This window comes from Kutzneria sp. CA-103260, from assembly GCF_018263855.1.
In the GTDB taxonomy this organism is placed as follows: Bacteria; Actinomycetota; Actinomycetes; order Mycobacteriales; family Pseudonocardiaceae; genus Kutzneria.
This window is the reverse complement of sequence record NZ_CP073318.1, coordinates 9,214,088-9,237,619: the sequence shown is the minus strand read 5'-3', so window position 1 is coordinate 9,237,619 and position 23,532 is coordinate 9,214,088. Positions and strand designations below refer to the sequence as shown.

General features: G+C 69.4%; 23 protein-coding genes and 1 pseudogene. 10 read left to right on the top strand and 14 right to left on the bottom strand.

Translation table 11 applies throughout. The annotated features are described in order from the left end of the window. Positions 1 to 5: 5 nt before the first annotated feature. Positions 6 to 1,013: a hypothetical protein gene (locus JJ691_RS40975; protein ID WP_211764842.1), complete on the bottom strand. Its 1,008-nt coding sequence runs from the start codon at positions 1,011 to 1,013 to the stop codon at positions 6 to 8. A gap of 110 nt (positions 1,014 to 1,123) precedes the next feature. Further along, a complete protein-coding gene (locus JJ691_RS40970) occupies positions 1,124 to 2,254 on the bottom strand; it encodes a UDP-N-acetylmuramate dehydrogenase (RefSeq protein ID WP_211764841.1) in 1,131 nt (376 codons plus the stop codon). Between JJ691_RS40970 and JJ691_RS40965 the strand changes: the two genes are divergently transcribed. The 4 genes from JJ691_RS40965 to purU are packed head-to-tail and all read left to right on the top strand — an operon-like array spanning position 2,241 to position 5,201. Next, positions 2,241 to 2,750, top strand: coding sequence for a DUF2505 domain-containing protein (locus tag JJ691_RS40965; RefSeq protein WP_211764840.1), 510 nt, complete (start codon positions 2,241 to 2,243; stop codon positions 2,748 to 2,750). The two genes, JJ691_RS40970 and JJ691_RS40965, sit on opposite strands and share 14 nt — an antisense overlap. 8 nt (positions 2,751 to 2,758) lie before the next feature. After that, the gene (locus tag JJ691_RS40960) at positions 2,759 to 3,583 is read left to right on the top strand and encodes a class I SAM-dependent methyltransferase (RefSeq protein ID WP_211764839.1); all 825 of its coding nucleotides are present in this window, start codon (positions 2,759 to 2,761) and stop codon (positions 3,581 to 3,583) included. Between the two features lie 10 nt (positions 3,584 to 3,593). After that, positions 3,594 to 4,304, top strand: coding sequence for a maleylpyruvate isomerase family mycothiol-dependent enzyme (locus JJ691_RS40955; RefSeq protein WP_211764838.1), 711 nt, complete (start codon positions 3,594 to 3,596; stop codon positions 4,302 to 4,304). Positions 4,305 to 4,325: 21 nt separating this feature from the next. Continuing rightward, complete coding sequence (purU, locus tag JJ691_RS40950) at positions 4,326 to 5,201, top strand: formyltetrahydrofolate deformylase (protein WP_211764837.1); 876 nt, start codon at positions 4,326 to 4,328, stop codon at positions 5,199 to 5,201. A gap of 10 nt (positions 5,202 to 5,211) precedes the next feature. Here the strand turns inward: purU and JJ691_RS40945 are convergent, their stop codons facing one another. The 5 genes from JJ691_RS40945 to JJ691_RS40925 all read right to left on the bottom strand — a co-directional run bounded on the left by JJ691_RS40945 (position 5,212) and on the right by JJ691_RS40925 (position 7,957). Next, positions 5,212 to 5,763 (bottom strand): YbaK/EbsC family protein, encoded by a 552-nt coding sequence (locus JJ691_RS40945; RefSeq protein ID WP_211764836.1) that lies wholly within the window; start codon positions 5,761 to 5,763, stop codon positions 5,212 to 5,214. Between the two features lie 9 nt (positions 5,764 to 5,772). After that, the gene (locus JJ691_RS40940) at positions 5,773 to 6,531 is read right to left on the bottom strand and encodes an alpha/beta fold hydrolase (RefSeq protein ID WP_249227339.1); all 759 of its coding nucleotides are present in this window, start codon (positions 6,529 to 6,531) and stop codon (positions 5,773 to 5,775) included. Next, positions 6,528 to 6,824, bottom strand: a complete 297-nt coding sequence (locus tag JJ691_RS40935; protein WP_256449316.1) for a DUF2516 family protein — start codon at positions 6,822 to 6,824, stop codon at positions 6,528 to 6,530. The genes JJ691_RS40940 and JJ691_RS40935 overlap by 4 nt, the downstream gene beginning before the upstream one ends. Before the next feature lie 87 nt (positions 6,825 to 6,911). After that, a complete protein-coding gene (locus JJ691_RS40930) occupies positions 6,912 to 7,538 on the bottom strand; it encodes a hypothetical protein (protein WP_211764835.1) in 627 nt (208 codons plus the stop codon). A gap of 5 nt (positions 7,539 to 7,543) precedes the next feature. Beyond that, entirely contained in the window at positions 7,544 to 7,957 is a 414-nt protein-coding gene (locus JJ691_RS40925; RefSeq protein ID WP_211764834.1) for a helix-turn-helix domain-containing protein, read from the bottom strand. Positions 7,958 to 8,064: 107 nt separating this feature from the next. Between JJ691_RS40925 and JJ691_RS40920 the strand changes: the two genes are divergently transcribed. The 3 genes from JJ691_RS40920 (at position 8,065) to JJ691_RS40910 (ending at position 11,806) form a co-directional block, all read left to right on the top strand. Next, complete coding sequence (locus tag JJ691_RS40920) at positions 8,065 to 9,216, top strand: methyltransferase domain-containing protein (protein WP_249227338.1); 1,152 nt, start codon at positions 8,065 to 8,067, stop codon at positions 9,214 to 9,216. A gap of 45 nt (positions 9,217 to 9,261) precedes the next feature. Beyond that, the gene (locus tag JJ691_RS40915) at positions 9,262 to 9,705 is read left to right on the top strand and encodes an RpiB/LacA/LacB family sugar-phosphate isomerase (RefSeq protein ID WP_211764833.1); all 444 of its coding nucleotides are present in this window, start codon (positions 9,262 to 9,264) and stop codon (positions 9,703 to 9,705) included. A gap of 94 nt (positions 9,706 to 9,799) precedes the next feature. Beyond that, entirely contained in the window at positions 9,800 to 11,806 is a 2,007-nt protein-coding gene (locus tag JJ691_RS40910; RefSeq protein WP_211764832.1) for an NACHT domain-containing protein, read from the top strand. A gap of 74 nt (positions 11,807 to 11,880) precedes the next feature. Here the strand turns inward: JJ691_RS40910 and JJ691_RS40905 are convergent, their stop codons facing one another. Genes JJ691_RS40905 through JJ691_RS40895 form a run of 3 tightly spaced genes read right to left on the bottom strand, consistent with a single transcriptional unit; the run spans position 11,881 to position 15,433 of the window. Continuing rightward, entirely contained in the window at positions 11,881 to 14,220 is a 2,340-nt protein-coding gene (locus tag JJ691_RS40905; protein ID WP_211764831.1) for an FtsX-like permease family protein, read from the bottom strand. Continuing rightward, positions 14,217 to 14,915, bottom strand: coding sequence for an ABC transporter ATP-binding protein (locus tag JJ691_RS40900; RefSeq protein ID WP_211764830.1), 699 nt, complete (start codon positions 14,913 to 14,915; stop codon positions 14,217 to 14,219). Before JJ691_RS40900 ends, JJ691_RS40905 begins: the two co-directional genes overlap by 4 nt. Then, complete coding sequence (locus JJ691_RS40895) at positions 14,912 to 15,433, bottom strand: PadR family transcriptional regulator (RefSeq protein ID WP_211764829.1); 522 nt, start codon at positions 15,431 to 15,433, stop codon at positions 14,912 to 14,914. Before JJ691_RS40895 ends, JJ691_RS40900 begins: the two co-directional genes overlap by 4 nt. Before the next feature lie 157 nt (positions 15,434 to 15,590). On the opposite strand from JJ691_RS40895, the gene JJ691_RS40890 reads away from it, so the two are divergent. Beyond that, positions 15,591 to 16,124, top strand: a complete 534-nt coding sequence (locus JJ691_RS40890) for a CGNR zinc finger domain-containing protein (RefSeq protein ID WP_211772032.1) — start codon at positions 15,591 to 15,593, stop codon at positions 16,122 to 16,124. A 232-nt stretch (positions 16,125 to 16,356) separates the two neighbouring features. On the opposite strand, the gene JJ691_RS40885 is transcribed toward JJ691_RS40890, so the two are convergent. Beyond that, a complete protein-coding gene (locus JJ691_RS40885; RefSeq protein WP_211772031.1) occupies positions 16,357 to 17,556 on the bottom strand; it encodes a DUF445 domain-containing protein in 1,200 nt (399 codons plus the stop codon). Positions 17,557 to 17,709: 153 nt separating this feature from the next. Between JJ691_RS40885 and JJ691_RS40880 the strand changes: the two genes are divergently transcribed. Further along, on the top strand, positions 17,710 to 18,873 hold the full coding sequence (locus tag JJ691_RS40880) for a pyridoxal phosphate-dependent aminotransferase (protein ID WP_211764828.1): 1,164 nt from the start codon (positions 17,710 to 17,712) through the stop codon (positions 18,871 to 18,873). A 237-nt stretch (positions 18,874 to 19,110) separates the two neighbouring features. Here JJ691_RS40880 and JJ691_RS40875 read toward each other — a convergent pair whose 3' ends face one another. Continuing rightward, positions 19,111 to 19,692, bottom strand: coding sequence for an RNA polymerase sigma factor (locus JJ691_RS40875; protein WP_211764827.1), 582 nt, complete (start codon positions 19,690 to 19,692; stop codon positions 19,111 to 19,113). 283 nt (positions 19,693 to 19,975) lie between these two features. Between JJ691_RS40875 and JJ691_RS40870 the strand changes: the two genes are divergently transcribed. Next, positions 19,976 to 20,818 (top strand): hypothetical protein, encoded by an 843-nt coding sequence (locus JJ691_RS40870; RefSeq protein WP_211764826.1) that lies wholly within the window; start codon positions 19,976 to 19,978, stop codon positions 20,816 to 20,818. Between the two features lie 639 nt (positions 20,819 to 21,457). Here JJ691_RS40870 and JJ691_RS40865 read toward each other — a convergent pair. Together JJ691_RS40865 and JJ691_RS53495 are read right to left on the bottom strand one after the other, a co-directional pair. Next, the gene (locus JJ691_RS40865) at positions 21,458 to 22,804 is read right to left on the bottom strand and encodes a glutamate-1-semialdehyde 2,1-aminomutase (RefSeq protein ID WP_442912802.1); all 1,347 of its coding nucleotides are present in this window, start codon (positions 22,802 to 22,804) and stop codon (positions 21,458 to 21,460) included. A 93-nt stretch (positions 22,805 to 22,897) separates the two neighbouring features. Next, positions 22,898 to 23,353, bottom strand: a pseudogene (locus JJ691_RS53495) (GNAT family N-acetyltransferase); the annotation flags it as partial. Positions 23,354 to 23,532 lie beyond the last annotated feature (179 nt).

Below are 23,532 nucleotides of genomic sequence, written 5' to 3'. Positions count from 1 at the left end.
CGGGACTAGTCGGTGATCAGGTCGACGTCCAGCTCGTCAAGCACTTTGCCGATGGGACTGGCGAAAGCGACCGTGCCCGAGGGATTGCCGGCCACGTAGAGGCCGACCACCCGGTTGTCGGGATCGACTACGGCGGATCCGGAATCGCCGTAGTCGCCCATCAGCCCGCCGCCGACGGCTTCGATCCGCAGCTGGTCCCGCAGCACGCGCACGCCGAGTCCGTCGCGATAGTCCATCAACACAGTGGTGTCGACGGACGTGATGCGGCCGGTCGTCAGCCCGCTGGTACGACCACGTTTGCGCACAACGGTTCCCCTGGTGGCGACAGCGGTTCCGGTGACAGCACCGATGTCCACAATGGATGGACGGTGCAAACGTCGTGGTGTCAACAACACCGCGGCGCCGTCGACGGAACCGGACAGCGCCGCACGGCACAGGGTGCCGACCACATCATCCGGACTGACCCCATTGTCCACACGGGACGGATGCACCATCTCGTCGCCGACCGACCACGCGTCGTCGACGCACGCGGCGTGAAACGTGGTCAGCCCCATCACCTGCCCGTTGCCGGTCCGATCGGTGACCAGGGCGCCCAGGGTGCCGACAATCGCGTACTCGCCGGGACGCGGCGCCTCCGGCGGCGCGAGCAACACCGTGCGCCACGGGCCCATGCTGATGCCACCGAGAACATCACGATGCCGCTCCGCACCGCGTGCCGGCGGGAACTCCGCATCCCGGGCCAGCAAAGCCCGATGCAGCACAACGTCATCCGCGACGACGTCCGTGGCGATGCCCTCGATCTCCGCCGGCACCAGGTCCGCCGGCCGCACCCGACCCGCCGGGTGCTTCTGCCGGACGTACACGACGATGCCGACCTGGCCGGTGCGCCGCCCCGCGGTGACCTTCTCGCCGATGTCGACGCCGACAACACCCCGGCGGGACAGCAGATCGACCTCGACGCGCCGCTTGACCGGCCGAATCCCGGACCGCACCAACTCGTCCGCGCTGGTCATGGCGACCTCCTCCGCGCGTGTTTCCCCCTACAACCCATGAAAACACGCGGGGTGAGTGTCAGATGACTCACTGTCACTCGTTCAGCTGCGGCCGAACGGGTTGTTCCTGTTCAGAGACTGCAGCCCACCATCACCGGCTCCGCGACGAGCCGAACGCCAAACGCCGTCAGCACGCCGTCGCGCACCTCGCGGGCCAGTTCCAGCAGGTCCGCGGTGGACGCCTCGCCCCGGTTCGTCAGGGCGAGCGTGTGTTTGCCGGACAGCGACACCCGCCCGTCAGCGGCCTGATAGCCCCGGCTGAACCCAGCACGTTCGATCAGCCACGCCGCCGACAGCTTGGTCCGCCCCGGTCCACCCGGGTACTGAGGCACCGTCGCCTCCGGGCCGACCCGCTCCGCGACCTTGGCCAGCACGTCCGGCAGCTGCTCGTCGTCGACGATCGGGTTGGTGAAGAACGAACCCGCGCTCCACGTGTCGTGGTCCTCGGCGTCCAGCACCATGCCCTTGCCGCGACGCAGTTCGAGCACGCCCTCGCGAGCCGCCGCGACGGGCACCCGGGCACCGAGCTCGACACCGAGCAGGCGAGCCAGTTCCGCGTACCGGATCGGGGCGGACTGCCCGCCGTCCTGGAGCCCGAACCTCGCCCGCAGCACCACCGCCGAGTCGGTCCCCTTGAGCATGCTCGACCGGTACGTCAGCCCGAGGTCCTCGGCCTGCACCTGGTGCACCCGGCCGCTGCGGCGGTCGAGCAGGTCGACGGAGGTCAGCAGATCGGCGATCTCCACGCCGTAGGCGCCGACGTTCTGCACCGGAGTCGAGCCGACCTGGCCGGGGATGCCGGACAGGCACTCCAGGCCGCCCAGGCCCTGCTCGGCGGAGAACGCGACCGTCCGGTCCCAGTCCTCGCCGGCCTCGATGGTCAGCTCCACCCGGCCGTCGGCGAGCCGGTCGAACGACCGCCCCTCGGTCGCCACCCGCACCACCAGGCCGTCGAAGCCCTCGTCCGCGATCACCAGGTTGGAGCCGCCACCGAGCAGCAGCAGCGGCTCACCGGCCTGATCGGCGGCCCGCACCGCGTCGACGACGTCGGATGCGCTGGTGGCCGGCAGGAAACGGGCAGCCGGACCGCCCAGACGCAGCGTCGTGTGCCCGCGCAGCGGGACGGACGTGCGTACTTCGGTGCTGGACAGGGGGGTGGTCACAGACGTCAACGGTAGCCTCCGCGACATGGCACGCCGCATTGAGCACCAGGCGACTACCCGCTGGACCGCCGACCAGGTCCACACCGCCCTGGTCGATCCGACCTACCTGCGCGCCCGCCTGAGCAAGCTCGGCGGCACGAACGCCACCCTGCTGGAGCACGTCGTCAACGGGGAGAAGGTGAACCTGCGGCTGCGGCACGGGGTGCCGGCCAGTGAGCTGCCGTCCGCGGTCCGCACCTTCCTCAAGGGCGATCTCGTGATCGAACGCACAGAGGAGTGGGACCGCAACGGCGACGGCGGCTGGCTCGGCCGCGTCCAGGCGGGCATCCCGGGTGTGCCGGGTCACATCAAGGGCGCGATGCGGCTGTCCGACGAGGCGGCCGGCGGCAGCACGATGCTGATGCGCGGCGAGGTGGCGGTGAACATCCCGTTCGTCGGCGGCAAGGTCGAGGAGGTCGTCTCCGGCCAGATCGTGAAGCTGCTGTCGCGGGAGTTCGAGCACACCACGGAGTGGCTGGCCGAGCACGAGGGCTGACGGGTCAGATGGCCAAGCAACCACGGCTGGCGGCCGGCCGCGCCCGCGCACTGGGGCTGCCGACCCGAGGCACGACCAACCCGAACCGACTGCGCCGCGTCGACCGCTGGATGGTCGGCAGCGCTGCTGTTCGGCGCGCGCTTTGCAGCAATGCCGACGCATTGCTCGTGGACCTCGGCTACGGAGCTACGCCGGTGACCACCGTGGAAATGGCGGCACGGCTCCGGGTTGTGCGCCCCGACCTGCGGATGGTCGGTCTTGAGCTGGATCCGGAGCGGGTGGCGGCCGCCGAGCACGCCGCCGATCCGCCGCTGCTGACGTTTCGGCGCGGCGGCTTCGAGCTCGCCGGTCTCCGTCCGGTGCTGGTGCGCGCGTTCAACGTGCTGCGGCAGTACTCGGAAGCGGACGCCTTGCAGGCGTGGGACGGCCTTCGAGGTCGGCTCACGCCCGGCGGACTGCTCGTCGAGGGCACGTGCGACGAGATCGGCCGTCGGTGCTGCTGGGTGCTGCTCGACGAGACCGGTCCGCTGACGTTCACGATCGCGTGCAAGCCCTCGGACATCGCGACGCCGTCGGATGTCGCCGAGCGGCTGCCCAAGGCGTTGATCCACCGCAATGTACCCGGCGAGCGGGTGCATGATCTGCTGCTGGCGTTGGACGACGGCTGGGCGACCGCCGCGCCGTACGCGCCATTCGGACCGCGTGCCCGGTGGGTCGAGACCTGTCGGCTCCTGGCCGAGCGTGGCTGGCCGGTGCTCGACGACCGACGGCGCTGGCGGCTCGGCGAGATCACGTTTCCCTGGTCGGCGGTGGCACCGGTCGAGGTGGGCTAACGTCGGGCTGATGCGCTACGCCGAGTTGATCGACGCGCTCCGTGAGCAGGGCGCCGCCTTGCGGGAGTCCGCGGTCCAGGCCGGCCCGGACATTCCGGTCGCCACCTGCCCGGATTGGCGCGTGCACGATCTGATCGCGCACCTGGGTGCCGTACACGACTTCATCCTGCAGGCCACTCGCGGCGAGCAGCCGACGTTCGAGCGCTCCTCGGGTTCGTGGACGGATGTCGTCGACCGCTGGGACCGCGTCTTTCGAGCATTGCTGCAGCACATGAGCAATGCGCACGCCGATGAGCAGGTCTGGGCGCCTCCAGGCCTGCCGCCGGTGATGCGGTCGCTCGCGCGACGGGCCGCGCACGAGACGGCGATCCACCGGCTGGACGCCGACAGCGCCGTCAAGGATCTGAAGACGCTGGTGTTCAGCACGGAGTTCGCCGCCGACGGTACGGACGAGTTCCTCGGCGGCATGCTGCCCGCACGCGGGCCGTCGACCGTCGCCGGCACTGTCCTCTATCACGCTGCCGACGCCGGACGGGTCTGGCAGCTGCGGCTGGACGTGGGCAAGCCGGTCGTCACGACGGAGCCGACCGACTCCGGTGTGGACGCCGACCTCACCATCGTGGGCACGGCCGACGCCGTGTACCGGTCGGTCTGGGGCCGGCCGAGCACCGCCGTCGTCACCGGTGACCGGTCGATTCTGGCCGCCTTCAAGTCCCCCTGACATCTGTCAGAATCACCGGTTGTGTCCTCCACCGAACGCCGCTATGTGATCAGCCTCGGCTGCCCCGACCGCACCGGCATCGTCGCCAAGATCGCCGGTTTCCTTGCCGAGTTCGGCGGTTGGATCGTGGAGGCCGCCTACCACACGGATCGGACCACAAACTGGTTCTTCACCAGGCAGGAGGTGCTGGCCTCCTCGCTGCCGTTCGACGCGCGGGAGCTGAGCGCCCGGTTCGCCGGCGTCGCACGTGAGCTGGGGCCGCTGGCCGACTGGCGGGTCACCGACACCGGCGAGCGCAAGCGGGCCGTGATCCTGGTGTCGAAGGAGGGGCACTGCCTGTACGACCTGCTCGGCCGGGTGGCCTCCGGCGAGCTGGACATCGAGATCACCTCGGTGATCGGCAACCACCGGGACCTCGCCGGCATCACCGAGGCGCACGGCATCCCGTTCCACCACGTGCCCTTCCCGGTCGGCGACCCGGAGAGCAAGGCCGGCGCGTTCGCGCAGCTGCGGCAGCTGGTCGACAGCCACCATCCGCACGCCATCGTGCTGGCCCGGTTCATGCAGGTGCTGCCGAACGAGCTGTGCATGGCCTGGGCCGGTCGCGCGGTGAACATCCACCACAGCTTCCTGCCGTCGTTCGCCGGCGCGAAGCCGTACCACCAGGCCCACACCCGCGGCGTGAAGCTGGTCGGCGCGACCTGCCACTACGTGACCGCCGAGCTGGACGCGGGGCCGATCATCGAGCAGGACGTGATCCGGGTCAGCCACAGCGACTCCGACCGGGACATGGTCCGCAAGGGCCGCGACATCGAGAAGGTGGTGTTGGCCCGCGGGCTGCGCTGGCACCTGGAGGACCGGGTCCTCGTGCACGGCAACCGCACGGTCGTCTTCTGACCTGCGCCGGTCAGCCGGCCAGGCCCTCGATCACCTCGGCGCCGGCGAGCTTGGCCAGCAGGTCGCCCGGCACGAGCAGCTTGCCGCCACGGATGCCGCTGCCGATGACCAGCTCCGGCGCGGCGGCCACGCGGGTGTCCAGCAGCAGTGGCCAGTCGGCAGGCAGCCCGATGGCTGTGATCCCGCCGTACTGCATGCCGGTCAGGCCGACGGCGTCGTCCATCGGCGCGAACGACGCCTTGCGAACGTCGAGGCGGCGCTTGACCACGCCATTCACGTCGGCCCTCGTCGTCGCCAAGATCATGCAGGCGGCATAACGAAGCTCGCCGGCCCGCTTGCCTGCGACGACCACGCAGTTGGCCGACGCCTCCAGCGACGCGCCGTAGTGCTCGCAGAACGCCGCCGTGTCCGCCAGTTCCGGGTCGATCTCCGTGACGCCGACGCGCTCGACATCGGCGGCGTCCATCGCCCGGATCGCGGTCAGGACCGGCTCGGCGAGCAGTTCCGGTCGGGAAAGGGCGGGCTCCACGTGCAAAGTGCCAGCAATGCTCCACTGCGCCATGGCGTCACATTAGTCAACGAAGAAGTCGACGAGCAGCGAGCGCACCTCGCGACGGTGCGTGAGCAGCGGCGCGGGCGAGTCGATGAGCTCCAGCCGTCCGTTCGGCAGCGCTGCCGCGACTTCCCGGGCCACCTGCTCGGGATGCATCGGATCGCCGACAGCGCCGATGACCAATGCCGCAGCGCTGACGCGTTGGAGCAAAGCTGCATCATTCGTCGGCGTCTGCTCCGGCAGCGTTCGCAGAGCGCCGCCGAGTCGGAGCAATGCGTCAACTCTGCTCGAAATGTGCTCCCCCACGGCAACGCCGGCGGGCACCTCAGCGGTGACGAGTCCGCGCAAGCCGTCCACATCGCCGGCCTCGACGGCATCGGCGAGCTGCTCGAACGCCCACATCGCCGGCGTCGTCCGCGGTTTGTCGAGCGCGGCCGGCAACAGCAGGGCGACCCGGTCGAAACGGTCGGGGCGCCGCGTCAGCAATGCGGTGAGGCCGCCAGCACCCATCGACACACCGACCGCCCGGGTAGCGCCGACCTCGTCGGCGACACGCTCCAGGTCGGCGCTGATAGTGGGATACGTCCAATAGTCAGCGGGCGCGTCCGCCGCCTCGCCGTGCGAGGGAAAGGTGGCAACCACTCTCGTACCGGACAATCCGGATGCGGGAATGCGTGCCTCACCCGGAGTCGCGCCGAGACCGGGGGCCACCAGCGTGACCGGGGTTCCGCTGCCGAAGCCCTGCCAGCGCAGGCCGCTCGACAGCGAGCCGGTCACCACCGGTTGCCGCGCTGGACCTCGTTCAGCTTCGGCCGCACGTCCACGATGTAGACCAGCACCGCGACCAGCGCCGCCATCCACAGGATGAAGGTGCTGCCCTGCGGGCGGAACAGAAAGAGCGCGACCAGTCCGCCGCCGGTGATCAGCGACCAGGCGAGCTTGGTCATGCGGTCCGCGGCGGTGTAGGCGTCCGCGCGCTGGACCAGCGCATGCAGGAACGCGAAGGCGCCAACTGGCATGCCTGCGCACCAGATCGCGAACAGGATCCAGTAGTCGAGCCCGTACGTCACGGTCCCACCCTACGTCCCGGAGGGGACACTCGGGAATGACGGCGCCCGGTCACGCCCCGGCGGACGTGACCCGGCGACGGCGTCGAATCAGGCCTCGGTCGTCTCGTCGGCCGGCTTCGCGGCCTTCTCGGCGGCGGGCTTGCGCGTGGCGGACACCTTGTCAGCGGCCTTGCGGGTGGCGCTGCGGGTCTCCGCGGCGACCTCGCCACCGGCGTCGACAACGGCCTCGGCGAGGTCCTCGGTCGCCTGCTCCACGTCCTCGGCGGCCTTCTCGCCGGCCGCGCGGGTGCGGCGGGCGATCTGACCCAGCACGTCGTCGGCACGGTTCTGCAGGTCGCCGACCTGGTCCAGCACGACCTTGACCTGCGGCTGCTCGCGCAGCTTCTCCAGCGTCTCCTCGCCGTGCTCGGCCAGGTAGCTGTACAGGTTCGAGGCGGCGGTGGTGTAGGTGTCGACCAGCTTGCGCAGCTCCGACGGGTCCAGCTTCTCGCGCAGGCCCGGCAGCTCGTCGACCGCGGTGCGGGCGGCCTCGGCGCGCTCGTTGACCTGGACGCGAGCCTTGGTCAGGGCCTCGGTCAATGCCTTGCCGGCGAGGTCGCCGGCGCCGAGCGCGGCCAACAGCGGCGTCTTGGCCTGCTCCAGGACGGCGGTGAAAGCGGCGGAAACCTGCTCGCCCGCCTTGCGGACGTCCTCGGTAGTGGGAAGGGTCGGCATCTGGATCACTCCTCGGTGTCCTCGGTTGCGTCGGCGGGGCGCTTGCTCGCGTTCTCCCGCCGGAAGGTCTCGTAGACGTCGAGCAGCACCTGCTTCTGCCGCTCGGTGAGCTCGGTGTCGGCGAGCACGGCGTCCACCACCGCGCCGCCGACGCGCTGCTCAAGGATTCCGGCCTGCACGTACAGCGCCTCGGCCGAGATCCGCAGCCCCTTGGCGATCTGTTGCAGGATCTCCGCGCTGGGCTTGCGCAGGCCCCGTTCGATCTGGCTGAGGTAGGGGTTGGACACGCCGGCGAGCTTGGCCAGCTGGCGCAACGAGATCTGCGCGTTGTTGCGCTGCTCGCGGATGTAGTCGCCGATGTCCCGCCCCAGGTCGGCGACCGCTTCCACGGCCTGGTCGACGCTGCTCTTCTTGTCCATCCCCGCCTCCCTTCGACAACCACGCTACGCCCGAGTGCTAGCTGCTGCAAGCGCAGTGCTTGCAGTTGTCGCGTGCTTGCTGTCACACCGGACTACCGTGTCGACCTGTGCGTGCCGACCTCGAACGCGAGGCGCGCAGGCTTCGCGGCGGCATGGTGGACGAGCTGGTCGACGAGGGTCTGCCGCTCGATCCCGGCTGGCGTGCCGCGTTCGAAGCCGTGCCGCGACACGTCTTCCTGCCCTGGCTGTTCGAGCAACTGGACAACGGCTCGTGGAAGCTGATCACCGACTCCGACCCGGAATGGCTGCGATCCGTCTACCGCAACCGGGTCGCGGTCACCCAGCTCGACGGCGACGAGTCGCGGCGGGAGTCGGCGCTGGCCGGACCCGTTCACGGCACGCCGACCTGTTCGTCCAGCGAACCGGCGATCATGGCGATCATGCTGGCCGCACTGGACGTGTGCACCGGCAACAGCGTGCTGGAGATCGGCGCTGGCACCGGCTACAACGCCGCGCTGATGTGCCATCGACTCGGCGAGCACCGCGTCACCACCGTCGACGTCGACCCGGCAAACGCCGCCCGCGCGGCCGAACATCTTGCGGCGTGCGGATTCCACCCGACCTGTATCGCCGCCGACGGCGCACGGGGCTATCCGGTCAACGCGCCCTACGACCGGGTGCTGGGCACCTGCTCGGTGTCGACGATCCCGCTGGCCTGGCTGGAACAAACCGCGCCCGGCGGACACATCGTGACGACGCTGAACCGACAACTCGGCGCCGGTCTGGTCAAGCTCACGCCCGACGGCGAACGCCGCGCCACTGGTCGAGTGCTCGCCGAGGACGGGCGTTTCATGCCGCTGCGCGCGCATCGCGGCCCGAAGGCGAGCGATCTCGTCGACAGGCTGCGCGGCGCCCAAGCGCGGCAACGTCCGACCGATCTGTCCGCGACCCGGCTGCTGCGGCCGGCCGAACGGTTCGAGTTCTTCGCCGGACTATCGCTTCCGCACGTCATGGCGTGGTCGGGCGCGCATGGCGAGACGTGGCTGGCTCATCCCGACGGCTCGTGGGCGCGCTACTCGCACCACAGCGTGCGCCAAGGAGGACCGCGGCAGCTTTGGAGCATTGCGGAAGGCGCACACGAGGAGTGGCTCGCCCTCGAACGGCCACCCCGTGAGCGCTTCGGGCTGACCGTCAGCCCGGCGGGACAGGAGTTCTGGCTGGACCGCCCGGACTCGCCGCACCGATGGCCGTTGGACTAGCAGGACGCGTTCCCGGCGTCCGGCGGGGTGAGTAGCGTGTGCCCGGTGAAGATCTCGGTTTCCGCGGACATGCTCGACGGAATCGGCGCTGACATCGCCGAGGAACTGCGCAAGCGCGGCCACGAGGTGGCTGTGCACGGGGCGCTCAACGACGACGAGTCCAACGACTGGGCCCGGGCCAGCGAGGCGGCGGCCCGCGACGTGGCCGAGGGTCGCGCGGATCAGGGCGTGGTGTGCTGCTGGACGGGCACCGGCGCGTCGATCGCCGCGAACAAGGTGCCCGGTGTGCGGGCAGCGCTGTGCACCGACGCGTACACCGCGCAGGGCGCCCGCCGCTGGAACGACGCCAACGTGCTGGCGCTGAGCCTGCGCACGACTTCGCTGCCGCTGCTCGACGAGATCCTCGACGCGTGGTTCGCCGCCGACGTCACCGACGACGAGGACGACCTGGCCAGCATCGACCACGTCGCGAAGATCGGCCGGGGCTGAAATCACCGTGCGTGCCTAACAATTCAGCATGAGAGGTGACGACGCGCCACCGGATCCGGACACGCGGTAACAACGGGTCGGTCATCATGCTGTTGTGTCCATCTACCGGCAGCGTGCCGTCGTCATCGCCTGTGTGCTGATCGCCCTGCTGGCGACGGTCGGCCTGGTGTGGACGCAGGACGGCGTGAACCCGACCACCTGGCTGGGCGCGGTGGTCGTGCTGTTCATCGTGTTGATCGGACTGCTCGACCCGTGGTTGCGGCATTCCGGCGCGACCGCGCCGAGCACGACCGGTCAGCTGACGGCCGCCACCCGCGCGCTCGCCACCGCGACGACCAGCCAGCTCAGGGTCGAGGCGGAACTGCGGGAACTGCTCCGTCCGTGCCAGCTGAATGTGACGTGGTCGGCGGCGGCATCCGAGCTCGCCGACCCGAAGTGCCAGCCGGCGGCACTGAGCGGTTCGATCGACGGACTCGTTCCTTGGTACCGCCGTCTGCCGAGCCGGCGGCTGGTGGTGCTCGGTCCGGCGGGCTCGGGAAAGAGCTCGGTGGCGACGCTGCTGGCCCTCGGTCTGCTTGAGGACGCAGCGCCGAACGACCCGCTGCCGTTGGTGCTGCCGTTGGGCGCGTGGAACCCGCGGGTGGATCTGCGCACCTGGATGACCCAGCGGTTGCGCGACGACTATCCGGCGCTGCGCAACATCGAGCTGTACGGCAGCTACGCCGCCGACCTGCTCATCGAGCAGCGCCGCATCCTGCCGATCCTGGACGCCTTCGACGAAGTCCCGGCCAATCTGCGGATCTCGGCGCTACAGGGCATCGACCGTGCGATGCCGCCGGCCACGCCGGTGGTGCTGACGTCCCGCCGCCGCGCCTACACGTCGACCGTGGCGAAGACCGGCCCCCTGCGCAACGCCCACGTTGTCGAGTTGGAATCCGTCGCCGAGGAAACCCTCGCCGAGGTGCTGCGCGGCAGTTCTAGCCGAGTCGGGGCGTCCCGCTGGGAACCGCTGCTGCTGCAACTGCGGCACGATCCGAACGGCCCGTTGGCCGCGGCGCTGGGCAGCCCGCTGATGGTGTGGTTGACCAGGACCAAGTACGCGGACGTCGCCACCAATCCGACCGAACTGCTCGACCCCAACCGGTTCCCCGACCGCACGACCATCGAGGAGTTCCTGCTCGACGAACTGGTGCCGACGCTGTTCCCGGAGGAGGACGCCGAGCACCTGCCGATGACGTCGGATCATTGGCAGCCGGAGCAGGCCAAGATGTGGCTGGAGTTTCTCGCCGCGCGCATGCAGCAGCGTGAACTGCCGTGGTGGGAGCTCCGTCGGCTGGTGCACCGCTACTGGCTGACCGTGCTCGGCGCCATTTCACTGGGACTGCTGACGGCTCTGAGCGTCGGCATGATGGTCGCTCTGGTGAACAAGTTGACGGTGTTGGACGTCGCCTCCTGGACCGGGGCCAGCGCCGGCTGTCTGGTCAGCATCGGGACATTGGTGAACGCGACATCCAAGGGGCGCAACGCCTCGGCGGCGGTACGGTTCGGCGCGGCGCGCAGCATGCTGGTGGTAAGTCTGGTGAGCGGCACGGCGGTCGGCTTGGTGTTCGGCGCGATGTTCGGCGCAGATCCGGGTCTGATCTCCGGGCTCAGCGTGGCGATCGCGACGGCGCTGCGGTTCTCGCTCGGCAGCCCGGTGGAGTTGAGCCGTCCACCGAGTCCGGAGGCGACGATGGCCCGGGACCGTGCGCTGGTCGGTCTCGTCTGCCTCGTGTTCGGCGTCGGCGTCGGCTCCGCCGCGGCGCTGCTGTTCGGCGCCGGCCGCACCGGAATGGTGTGGCTCGGGTTCAGCTCCGGCGCACTGCTCGGTTTCGTGCTCGCGGTGATGTCGCGCAACTGGTGGTGGTTCACCGTCGCCCGGGCGTGGCTGGCGATGCGCGGCCGGCTGCCGTACCGGCTGTTGGAGTTCCTGGAGGACGCCCACAAGCTGGGCGTTCTGCGCCAGGTCGGCGCCCGCTACCAGTTCCGCCACGCTCGAATCCAGGATCATCTCGCCAAAGATTCCGCGCTCGAGCAGAGCCGCAGCAATGCACTTCGCTGATCGCAAAGTGCATTGCTTACGCCCTGCTGCAATGCTGGCGCGCTGGTGCAGCGCGTCAGCGCACGACCACTGCGTCACTCGTCGCGCAGGCCTTCAGCGTTGGCGGCCCGCCATAGCGATGGCAGAGTGCAGCCGGTGCTGACCAGCACCGCGACAACCGCCGTGGCCACGAAGATCGCGATCGTGGCCCAGTCGAATGAGATCGGCTGCTTGGTGACGTACAGCAGCAGGCCAGCCAGCACCAGGCCCGACGCCAGGGCGACGACTACCGCCACGGCGATCGGCACCGCCGTCTGCCACAGCAACGACCGTGCCAGCACGAGGCGCTGAACGCCGTTCGCGGCGAGAACCGCGAACGCTCGTCGTCGTTCGCGGATCTGCTCCAGCGCCACCACCAGCAGGCTCGCGGCCGCGAGCAGCAGCGTGATCACCGAGCCGATCATGAGCACCCGACCGATCAGTGCGAAGGTGCTGTCGATCCCGCTCGTCGCCACGAACGCGTACGCGCTCCACCCGAACGGCGCCAGAGCATTGCGCACGTACTCGACGAAGTCGGCGTCGTTCGACTTCGGCTGCACATACGCGTTCGCATCGGCTACCGGCTCCGTCATGCCAGCGAGCGCGGCCGGCGTGGCATAGACGGCACCGGTGTCATTCGTGAGCGACGGGGTCGGCCGCACGGAGGCCGGCACCGTCCATTCCACCGACTTCCGTTGCTGCTGCCCCGCCACGTCCGAGGCGACCAGGACACGTTCACCGGCGGTCGGCACGAATTCACCAGTCTCCGGCTTGGTCGTGGTGAACAGATCGCCGTCGTGACACTGCGCGATCGCGGTCTGCCGCCGCAGTTCGTCACAGGTCCCGACGTGCACACTGGTCCCGTTGCGACCGTCGGCGCTCCGCATCTGGACAGTGATGGAGCCGGTGACCGTGTCCGTTCCCGGCACCTTGCGCAACGCGGCGTCGAGGGCCAGCGCCCGCGTGAGACTGACGCCGGGCATGGTGACCGATACCGGCGTCGGCCGCGCGTCGGCCGGCTGATATCGGCTCTCGGCGGGGATGAACATCGTCTGCAACGCGATCGCGCCGGCCAGCACCACCGCGACGCCGCCGACCACCCGGGCCGGGGTTCCGCTGTCCACCTGCAGCCGCCGGATCGCCAGCTGCCACGCGGGCGATCCGCCGCCCAGTTTCGACACGACGCGTTCCACGATCCACGGCAACACCAACGGCACCGAGGACAGCAACAGCACGATGCCCGCCGTAACCGGCAGCTGCGAACCGCCCTCCAGCGCCTCCCCGAGCCGGCCGGCCTGGGTGGCCAGCAACGCGATGCCCAGCACCGGTGGCACCAACCGCCACCACAGCTTGCGTCGCTGGTTGCGGGCGCGCCGCACCACGCCCAAAGGCTCGATCATGACCCGCCGCAACGAGAACACCGCGATCGCGACCGCGAGCAACGGCACCGCGACGACGATCAGCGCCACGAGCGTCCATTCGGGACGGATGTCCTCGGCGAAAATCCCGCCCTGCAACGCGGCGACGCTGATGCTGGGCACTATCGCCCGACCGGTCAGGAAAAGCGCCACTCCGACGAACAGCCCGACCAGTGCGCCGACGAAGGCCTCACCGGCGGCGATCCGCCGCACCTGTTCACCGTTCGCGCCGACCAGGCGCAGCGCCGCCAGCCGGCGATCCCTTGCCGCGGCCGCAAGTCTGGTGCTGGTCGCGACGAAGACGACCACCGGCAGGAGCAATGCCACCGAGCCGAGCACGACCAGCAGCCACAGCAACCCGTCCAGGATTCTCGGCGAGCTGGGCACGCCGAACCGATACACCTCCGCCGCCCCGGACTGCGTCGAGACCGTCGGCACGCCGACGTAGAAGAACAGCTCGTGGGGACCGGCCAACCCGACAGGATCGATGGTGCCGACGACGTGTTCGGTGAACCGCGGCCGCAACAGCCCACCGGCCGGTGAGCTCAGCAAATCCGACAGCGCCGGGGAAAGCACGACCTCGCCGACGTCCGGGAGCCGGTCGACACCGGGCGGCAGCGGTGCGTTCGGGCCGGTCTTCTGCACGATGTACCCGTTGAGCTCACGACCGTCGAACTGTCCGTCACGCAGGGCCGCGTACACCGGGTCGACGCCCGGGATGACCGTCGGTTTCGAGCCGTCATGAGGGATTCCCCGCGCGTAGCCACGATCGTCGCGGGCCTGCAGCATGTGACTCACCGAGGTCGCGGCCAGCAACACGGCCACGCCCAGGCCCACCCCGATAGCCGTCAGCGCCAGCCTTCCCCAACCAGCTCTGCCTCCGCCGACCGCGAGACGCACCCCCAACATCAGGTCGTTCCACCACTGGAGCATTCGGCTGGGCAGACTCCGATGCCGCCGCAGTCGCGGTTCGGTCACCGAGCCAGCTCCACCCGACGGGATTTACCGTCACGCACGACGACCTCACGGTCCGAGTAGGCGGCGACGCGCGCCTCGTGCGTCACGAGCACAACCGCCGCGTTCGTCTCCTTGGCCGCGTTGACCAGCAGCTTCATCACGCGTTCGCCGTTGAGGGAGTCGAGGGCGCCCGTCGGCTCGTCCGCGAAGACCACCTTCGGCCCGGTGACCAGCGCCCGCGCCACGGCGACGCGCTGCCCCTGGCCGCCCGAGGTCTCGCCCGGCCGCTTGTCCGCGACGTCGGCGACCTCCAGTCGCGCCAGCCATTCGGTCGCGGACCGCTCAGCCTCGCGGCGGCGCAATCCGCCCAACCGCAGCGGCAACGCCACGTTCTCCAGGCAAGTCAGCTCCGGGACGAGCTGACCGAACTGGAAGACGAAGCCGAACTCTGTACGCCGCAGTTCACTCCGTGCGACATCGGGCATCGAGCTCAACTCGTTGCCGCGGTAGAGCACGGTGCCGCTGTCCGGCCGGATGATGCCGGCCAGGCAGTGCAACAGCGTCGACTTGCCCGAGCCGGACGGCCCCATCACGGCGACCACCTCACCCGGCCACAACTGCATGCCGGCCCCGTCCAACGCGGGCGTCGGCCCGAAGGACTTGTGCAGATCCGCCGCCTCCAGCAGCGGGCCGGCGTCAACGTCCGCGCTCGTCACCGAACCTCCTCCGCCAGTTGGTCGAGCCGGGCCGCAGTGAGCTCCAGCCAGCGCAGATCAGCTTCCAGATGGAACAAAGCGTGGTCGCAGATGAGCTGGTCCGCGAGATCACCGGCCAACTTCCGGCGCGTCAGCGCCCGCATCGTCTCCAGGTGCGAGGCCCGCTGCACGTCGAGCACCTCGGCCGCGCTGCGGCCGGACATCAGCGCCAGCACCACCTTCGTGTAGAGGGTGCTGTGCAGGTATGGCTCCGGCCGCTCCGGCGTGACCAGCCATTCGTTGACGTCCGTGACACCCGCCGCCGTGATCGCGTACCGCTTGCGCTCAGGCCCGTCCCCCGCCTCCACGCCGTTCACCTCGACGAGGCCGTCTCGCAGCAGGCGGGACAGCGTCGAGTACACCTGGCCGTAGTGCAGCGGCCGGTCCTGGCCGAAGTGCTCGTCGTAGGCCCGCTTGAGGTCGTAGCCGTGCCTCGGTCCCGTCTCCAGCAGGCCCAGCAGGGTGAGTCCGATCGACATGCGCCAACTCTACATCGGGTGTATACCTCTGGTCTATACACCTGAGTTATACGCTGTGACCTGCAAGTATCGTAGTATTTATCTCCTCCAGGTGCCGTATCCGACACAAGCTCGGCCCCTCGGCCGATTTGCCGCATACAGTGGAGTGGTGACTGGTATGGCCGCCGGCGCTCGCGCCGTGCAGGAAACCGGTTGGGACGCCGAGCGGGATGTCGAACTGCTGCTCGCCTTCCTGAACACCGTGAACATGACCGAAGCCACCGACGTGCTCGACGACGAGCTCACCTGGCGACAGTGGGCGGCCGAGCGTGGACTGGGCGCCGCCGGGGCGAGCCACAAGGCCCGGGCCAGCAGAGACGCCCTACGGGCCGTCGCGCTCGCCCATCACGGCGTCCAGGCCGCGACGGCACCTCCCGACGGCCTGCCCCACGGATCCATTCGGATCGAGCTCAGCGCCGGTGTCCCCGTCCTCACCGCCGGCGACGCCCTCGGCGCTGCCCTCGCCGCCGCTGCCCGGCTCGCCGTGCTCGGCTACTGGGAACGCATCAAGATCTGCCCAGCCGACGACTGCCGCTGGGCGTTCTACGACCGCTCCCGAAACCGCTCCCGCACCTGGTGCTCGATGCGGGTCTGCGGCAACCGCGAGAAGGCCCGCAACTGGCGCGAACGCGCCCGCAGCGCCGCCTCGTGACACCGCTGCGCTGATTCGCCCGACCCGACGGCACCAGGGCAACGGCAGATCTCGACGCGGTCGCAGCCGAACTCGAACAACCCCTCTGTGAGGGGCGTCCACACCCCATACCCCCACCCAACCCAGGGGGGCGCTCCCAGCTCCACCCTACCGACGCCCACCGGAGTCGACCCGACCGATCACCAGCCTGTGGACAACTCCGTAGCCCTGTGGACAAACGCTTGCCAACGCCTCAGAACAGGTACTGCGAGCAGGCGTAGATGACCAGCCCGGCCAGGGCGCCGACCACGGTGCCGTTGATCCGGATGAACTGGAGGTCCCGGCCCACCTGGAGTTCGATCTTCCGGGACGTCTCCTCGGCGTCCCACCGCTCCACTGTGTCCGTGATCAGGGTCAGGATCTCCGCCCGGTAGTGCGTGACGACATAAGCCGCCCCGCTCTCCAGCCAACCCTCCACCTTGTCCCGCATCGAGTCGTCGGTCTCCAGCCGCTCACCGAGCGAGATCAGCCCCTCCAGCACCCGCTTGCGCAGCTCGCTCGACGGGTCCTCGGCAGCGTCCAGCAGCATCCGTTTGGCGTTCTCCCACGTGGTGCCGATCACGTGCTGCACTTCCGGATGGGTCAGCACCTGGTGTTTCACCTGCTCGGCCCGTTCCATGGTGAGCGGATCGGTCTGGAGGTCGCCGGCGAAGTCGATCAGGAACCGGTCCACCGCCTCCCGCATCGGATGGTTCACGTCGGTCTTGACCGACCAGGCGAACCCGAGGATCTCGTTGTAGACGCGGTCGGCGAGTAGCGAGTCGACGAACTTCGGCGACCACGACGGCGACCGGTCCGACACCACCCGCTGCACGGCCGCGTGATTGTCACGGACCCACTCGTACGCCCGGTCACACAGCAGGTCGACCAGCTTGTGGTGCGACCCATCAGCGAGCACCTGCCCCAGCAGTTTGCCCAGCGGAGGCCCCCACGGGATGGCCATCAGCCGCTGCACGATGGCGTGCTCGACCACGGCCTGCACGTCCTCGTCGCGCAACACGGTCACCACGCCACGGGCCACGTTCGCCAGCTCGGAGGTGATCCGCAGGGCGTTGTCGCGCTGCGACAGCCACACCCCGACCCGCTTGCTGATCTCGGCCCGCCGCAGCCGGCCCCGCACGACCTGTTCGGACAGGAAGTTGTTGCCGACGAAGTCGCCGAGACTGGCGCCGAGCAGGTTCTTCCGGTTCGGGATCAGGGCGGTGTGCGGGATCGGCAGCCCGAGCGGCCGCCGGAACAGGGCCGTGACGGCGAACCAGTCGGCCAGGGCGCCGACCATGCTGGCCTCGGCGGCGGCGTGCACGTAGCCGAGCCACACCGGTCCGGCGAAGATGCCGGAGAGCACGTACACCACGGTCGCCAGGACAAGGAACCCGGCGGCCACCATCTTCATCCGACGCAGCGCACGGCGCTTGACCGTCTCCGCAGCGGTGAGTCGCTCCACAGCTCCATTCTCCCCAAGCACGAGAGTTGCCGCCCCGCTCGACGGCGGAGATCCGGGACCGGCCGGGTGACATTTCGGGGGCGGATCGGCAAGGATCCGGATGTGCGTACACCTGCTCTCGTGCCGCGCCTGCGGCCGTTCACCTCGACGATCTTCGCGGAGATGACCGCGCTGGCCACCCGCACCGGCGCGGTCAACCTCGGCCAGGGCTTCCCGGACACCGACGGGCCCGCCGAGATGCTCGCGACCGCGCAGCGCGCCATCGCCGACGGCGTCAACCAGTACCCACCCGGCCCCGGACGGCCGGAGCTACGGCAGGCGATCGCCGAGCACCGCACGCGCTACGGCACCGAGTACGACCCGGACAGCCAGGTGCTCGTGACGGTCGGCGCGACCGAGGCGATCGCCGCGTCGCTGCTCGCGCTCGTCGAGCCCGGTGACGAGGTGCTGCTCGTCGAGCCGTACTACGACTCGTACGCGGCGTCGGTCGCGCTGGCCGGTGCGACCAGGAAGGTGGTGTCGCTGGTCGAGGACGGCGGGCGCTTCGCGCTCGATGTCGACGCACTTCGAGCAGCGGTGACGCCACGCACGAAAGTTCTGCTGCTCAACTCGCCGCACAACCCGTCCGGCACAGTGCTCACCAGGCAGGAGATGGAGGAGGTCGCCCGGCTCTGCCAGGAGCACGACGTCGTGGCGATCACCGACGAGGTGTACGAGCACCTCATCTTCGACGGCCGCGAGCACGTCACGCTGTCGTCGCTGCCCGGCATGTACGAGCGCACCCTGGCCATCTCCAGCTCGGGCAAGACGTTCAACAGCACCGGCTGGAAGATCGGCTGGGTGTGCGGCCCGGCCGAGCTGGTCGCCGCCGTCCGGGCGGCCAAGCAGTTCCTGACGTTCGTGGGCGGCGCGCCGTTCCAGCCCGCGGTCGCGTACGCGTTGCGCAACGAGATGGCGTGGGTGGACCAGCTGCGCGACGATCTCCAGCGTAAGCGTGACCGGCTGTCCGCCGGCCTGGCCGATGCCGGCTTCGACGTCCGCTCGGCCGCCGGCACCTACTTCGTGTGCGCCGACGTGCGTCCGCTCGGCTTCGCCGACGGCGCCGAGCTGTGCCGGCAGCTGCCGGAGCGCATCGGCGTGGCCGGCGTGCCCGTGCAGGTGTTCACCGATCATCCCGAGCAGTGGCAGCACCTCGTGCGCTTTGCGTTCTGCAAGCGTGACGAGGTAATCGACGAGGCGATCGCGCGGCTGCGCAAGCTCGGCTGAGCACACAGGACGTAACAATGGGGTCTCGACGCGTTTCGAGACCCCATTGCCGTTTAGCCGATCAACTCGCGTGCGCCATTACCCTCCGACACGACGCAATGCGCTGACCGAGTGAATCGGCGGCCGTTAGTACCTCTTGTGGAACAGGGTCGATTCCACTCAGCAGCACCCGCAGTTGGTTCAGCACGACGCGATCCGCCTGGCCGAGCAGCCCCCACACCGACACATGCGCACGCCTCATCGCACACCCTCCTGGAACAGACCGGCCAACGCCGCCTTTCGCCGGAGTTCGCTCAGGCATCTCCCTCTTGTCGGACCGACGCTGCCCGGCGCAATGCCGACCGCCGCGGCGACCTGCTCATACGACAGTTCCGGCGAGTGCACCAACACCCGCAACACCCGCTGGCAGTGCTCGGACAACTGGGTGAACGCCTTCCACAGCGCGGCGTTCCAGGCTTCCCACACGACCCCGACGTCGGCCGCCTCGGTGACCAGACTGTCCGATCGTGGCTCGTCAACCGGTATCTCTCGACGCCGGGCCGCGATCGCGCGCAGCGAGTGCCGCCGCGCGGTGGTGGACAGCCAGGCCGACAGCCGCGCCGGATTATGAATTCCTTTCATATTTTCCATCAATGTCACCCAGGTGTTCTGCACGACATCGGCGGCATCGACACGACTGAGCCGATGCGCCCTGGCAACAGCCCAGACGGTTGGCGTGTACCTGGCCACGAGTTCGCTCCACGCGGCCCGATCCCCTTGTTCGGCGGCGCTGAGCAGATCGGCCGTGGCGACCGTCCCTGACGATGTGTCGACTTGCACTCGGTCCTCCCCGTGGGCGAGTTGGTCAAGGGTTAGAAGCGGCGGTGGCCGGACCGGATCCGCCGCATGGCCGAAAACCCTCAAACGAGTGGCGGGCCGCAGATGGCGACACACAGTTGCCACGTTGTGCGAGACTGAACCCGGACAGCGACGGACCTGCCGCCTATCCGGGTGGTCGGTGACGAGTACATGTGCAAATCGAGATCACGGTGCTAAACATGTCTCAACGCCGAGTCCGACAACTTCACGTTTTCGGCCGACAGGGCGGACGGTGGTGGTGACAGTGGCCAGCACGAGTGCGGTGCGGTGCACCGGCACCGCGCTGCGCGCTGCCGTCATCCGCGTCGCCGTCACGGGTGGGCTGACGCTGCTGGCATGCGTGTTCGGCTCCGCCGTCGCCAGCGCGGCCACCTCGTCGGACGCGCCCCAGGCGAACGCGATCGCCAACACGCTCCAGACGGACATGTCCGACCTGGTCAACAGCCTGCTCGTCGGGCTCGGCGGCCAGCACCACATCGGATTGCCGGGCGGGGTGTCGGTCAGCCAGCCGCCCGCGGGCAACACCGGGAACAGCGGCTCCACCACCGGCACCGTGAACCCGGGTGGGCCGCCGCAGTCGTCCTCATCTGGCAGCGGAGGCTCCGCCTCGTCAGGACAAGGCACGTCCAGTACCAGTTCCGACTCGGGTAGCGACGACGTCTGGACGGGCTCGACGACCGTCACTGTCCCGACCAAGACCACACCTCAGGCGCCGGAGCCGCCGACTCCGGCCGCTCCACCGCCTTCCGCCCACGTCGCCCAGCCGGCCGCATCGCCGGTAAGTCGCACCGAAATTCAGCAGGTCTCGAAGTCGACCGCGCCCGCCATGGGGGCACCCACCGGCGTCGTTCCCGACCTGCCGCGCAACCCCGTCGAGCTGCCGCTTCAGCAGCCGGCTTCGCAGCCGGTCTCCACGCCGTCCACGGGCGGCACGGCCAGCCATGACCTCGGCAGCGCCAATGGCATCGCCGACGTCACTCCGCCAGGAGCCGGCTTCCGGCCCAGCCCCGGCTCCACGACCGACCAACACAGCGCCAAACGCGTCAGCGACGGCGTTCCCGGCCTCCCCAGCACGTCGCCTGACTGACCGCGCCCACGGTCGCAGGGCACCTTTGTGCCTTCTTGCGGCCGCGCCGAGCTGATCCGGGCCCGGGGATGCCCCCAACAGTGGGTCACCGCCGCGCATGGCGATCGCGTCGAGCACGTCCTCCCGGTTTTGTCGTGCCGCGGGCGACGATCCTCCCCCGATGTCCCGGATCTTCCCGACCTGCCGACCGCGCCCGGTCAGGTCGGGGGCTGGCCCCGGCGTCGCGTTGCCCCCGTGGCGTCGGGGCTCCCAAAACTTGGTCACCGGTGAACGTTCCCCGGCACTACGAGGGGCAGAGCCGGAGAAACGTCAGCGGTGGTCAACCGAGGGCGCTGGTCGGTACCGGATCTCCCGGTCACCGTCCAGCGCCCTCATTTCTGCCCACGGTCGGGTGTGTCACCGCCTGAGCACGGCGACAGTCCATGAGCACGGCGTCGGCCCATGAAAGGCGGCGCCAGCCGATGAGGACCGCGTCGGCACCCGAGCATTGCGTTCACATTCGAGCAAAGCTTCAGCACTCGAGCAGTGCTGCATCACTCGACCAAAACAGCAGCGCTTAGGCAGAGCCGCGGCGCTCAAGCAGGGACGCAGCACTTGAGTAGAGACGCAGCGTTCCAGCAGAGATGCGGCGTTCGACCATCACAGCTGACGTGGCGAGGCGAGTGAACGTAGGGCAGGTGCTACCGGTCGTCCCACGAGAAACCGATCGACGCCGCCGTCCTCGAGTGCGCGGCGGTAGATGACCAGCGCCTCGCGAACGGCCTGCACGGTGTGCTCGACGTCGGCGACCGTGTGCGCCGCCGAGATGACAAACGACTGCCCCAGCACGCCACGGCGGAGCATCTCCTGCAGGAACAGCGTCCGATACGGCTGCGATGGACGGCCGTCCTCGTCGCGGGTGGTGAACACCAGGCACGACGGCCGGCCGATCGCGGCGACGTAGTCTGCTACGCCCAGCTCGCGGGCGGCGGCGTTCACGCCTTCCGCCAACTCCGTGCCGCGGCGCTCCATCACGCCGATCGGGTCACTCTCGGTGTACGCCCGGACCACGGCTCGGAACGCGGCCAGCGACACGGTCTCCGGACCGTGGGTCGTTGAGAGCAGGAACACCCTCGGCGAATCCGTCCGAAGGCCGCCCAGCTCCATCAGATCCCGGCGGCCGGCCAGCGCGGAGATCGGAAACCCGTTGCCCATCGCCTTGCCCCAGCACGACAGGTCCGGCCGCACTCCGTACACGGACTGGGCGCCGCTCGCCGACCAGCGGAAGCCCGTGATCATCTCGTCGAAGACGAGCAGCGCCCCGTGGGCGTCACACAGCGCGCGGACTCCTTCGAGGAAGCCTGGCTCCGGCTCGGCCAGCGCGGTCGCCGCCTCCATCACCACACACGCGATCTGACCGCCGCACTCGGCGAACCGCAGCCGCAGCGAATCAAGATCGTTGAACTGGAACCGGACGGTCTGGCCGCGGGTGCCCTCCGGCACGCCGGCGTTCATCTCGACGGCGCCGATGAACCAGTCGTCCGCCGAGAAGAACGGCTGGTCGCACACCGCGACCATGTCACGCCCGGTAGCCGCGCGGGCCAGCCGGATCGCGGCGGTCGTGGCGTCCGAGCCGTTCTTGGCGAACTTCACCATGTCCGCGCCGGGCACCAGACTCAGGAAGTCCTCGGCCGCGGCCACCTCCAGCTGGGTCGGCCGCGAGAAGTTCACGCCATCGGCCAGTGCCCGCTGCACGGCGTCCAGCACCGGACGGTAACCATGACCGAGGGTGACCGAACGCAGGCCCATGCCGTACTCGATGAAGCAGTTGCCGTCGGCGTCCCAGACCCGGCTGCCGTCGCCGCGAACGAGGATCGGCGCCATGTCTTCCGGATACTGGTCGGAACCTCGCGCGTAGGTGTGCGCACCGCCGGGCACCAACTCGTGCAGCCGCCGTTGCAGCGCGCTGGAGCGCTTGAAACCCCTACCGCTACCCGGAACGTCCATCGCCGACACTATAGGTAAGTCCGAAATGGACTCATCAGGCTGGTCCGTCGCCAGCAGCGACCACAGTTCGTAGTCAGCGGTTCGCCGGTATCCGCGCAACAGACCCTCGCGGTGAAAACCCGCGCGGCTGAAGAGCGCAGCAGCACTGCGGTCGCCGACGGGGATCGCCGCGGTCAAGCGCCGCAGCTCGTATTCGCCGAAGGCATGGTGCAGCAACAGCCGCAACGCGGAGGCCGTGATCGAGGTGCCCTCGCGTGCTTCGGAGATCCACACCTCTACCTCGGCGGAGCCACGCTCGCGGTCGACCCGGTCCAACAGCAGTTCGCCGGCGATGCCGCTGTCGACGGTGATCAGGAAGGGCAGCGCCATCCCCTCTTTGGCCGACCGGCGCAGCTCCGCGCACCGGTCGCGCCAGGCGGCCGCACTGGTACGCGTCACCCAGTCGAGGTCACTGTCCGCCCATCGAGGCTCCAGCCGATCACGCTCCGGACGCACCAGCCGCGACCACTCGTCGGCATCGGCGGCGACCGGCGGCCGCAGCTCGACCACCTTTCCCCTGGTCACGACCGGACCGAGCGTGACGAGCCCAGCCGAACCCAGTGATGTCACACGGAAACGCAGCGCCTGACGGATCAGACCGGGCACCCGGACCTCCTCACCGTCGACACGACCACCGTGCCGCACATCCTCATACGGGCCGGTCGCACAGCCAACCCCGTGTATGACAA

Bases quoted from the DNA above. Each gene is read 5' to 3' on its own strand.
- JJ691_RS40975 (WP_211764842.1), bottom strand. From the start codon at position 1,013: ATGACCAGCGCGGACGAGTTGGTGCGGTCCGGGATTCGGCCGGTCAAG.
- JJ691_RS40965 (WP_211764840.1), top strand. From the start codon at position 2,241: ATGGCACGCCGCATTGAGCACCAGGCGACTACCCGCTGGACCGCCGAC.
- JJ691_RS40970 (WP_211764841.1), bottom strand. From the start codon at position 2,254: ATGCGGCGTGCCATGTCGCGGAGGCTACCGTTGACGTCTGTGACCACC.
- JJ691_RS40960 (WP_211764839.1), top strand. From the start codon at position 2,759: ATGGCCAAGCAACCACGGCTGGCGGCCGGCCGCGCCCGCGCACTGGGG.
- JJ691_RS40955 (WP_211764838.1), top strand. From the start codon at position 3,594: ATGCGCTACGCCGAGTTGATCGACGCGCTCCGTGAGCAGGGCGCCGCC.
- JJ691_RS40945 (WP_211764836.1), bottom strand. From the start codon at position 5,763: ATGGCGCAGTGGAGCATTGCTGGCACTTTGCACGTGGAGCCCGCCCTT.
- JJ691_RS40930 (WP_211764835.1), bottom strand. From the start codon at position 7,538: ATGCCGACCCTTCCCACTACCGAGGACGTCCGCAAGGCGGGCGAGCAG.
- JJ691_RS40925 (WP_211764834.1), bottom strand. From the start codon at position 7,957: ATGGACAAGAAGAGCAGCGTCGACCAGGCCGTGGAAGCGGTCGCCGAC.
- JJ691_RS40895 (WP_211764829.1), bottom strand. From the start codon at position 15,433: ATGTCGATCGGACTCACCCTGCTGGGCCTGCTGGAGACGGGACCGAGG.
- JJ691_RS40890 (WP_211772032.1), top strand. From the start codon at position 15,591: ATGGCCGCCGGCGCTCGCGCCGTGCAGGAAACCGGTTGGGACGCCGAG.
- JJ691_RS40885 (WP_211772031.1), bottom strand. From the start codon at position 17,556: ATGAAGATGGTGGCCGCCGGGTTCCTTGTCCTGGCGACCGTGGTGTAC.
- JJ691_RS40865 (WP_442912802.1), bottom strand. From the start codon at position 22,804: ATGGACGTTCCGGGTAGCGGTAGGGGTTTCAAGCGCTCCAGCGCGCTG.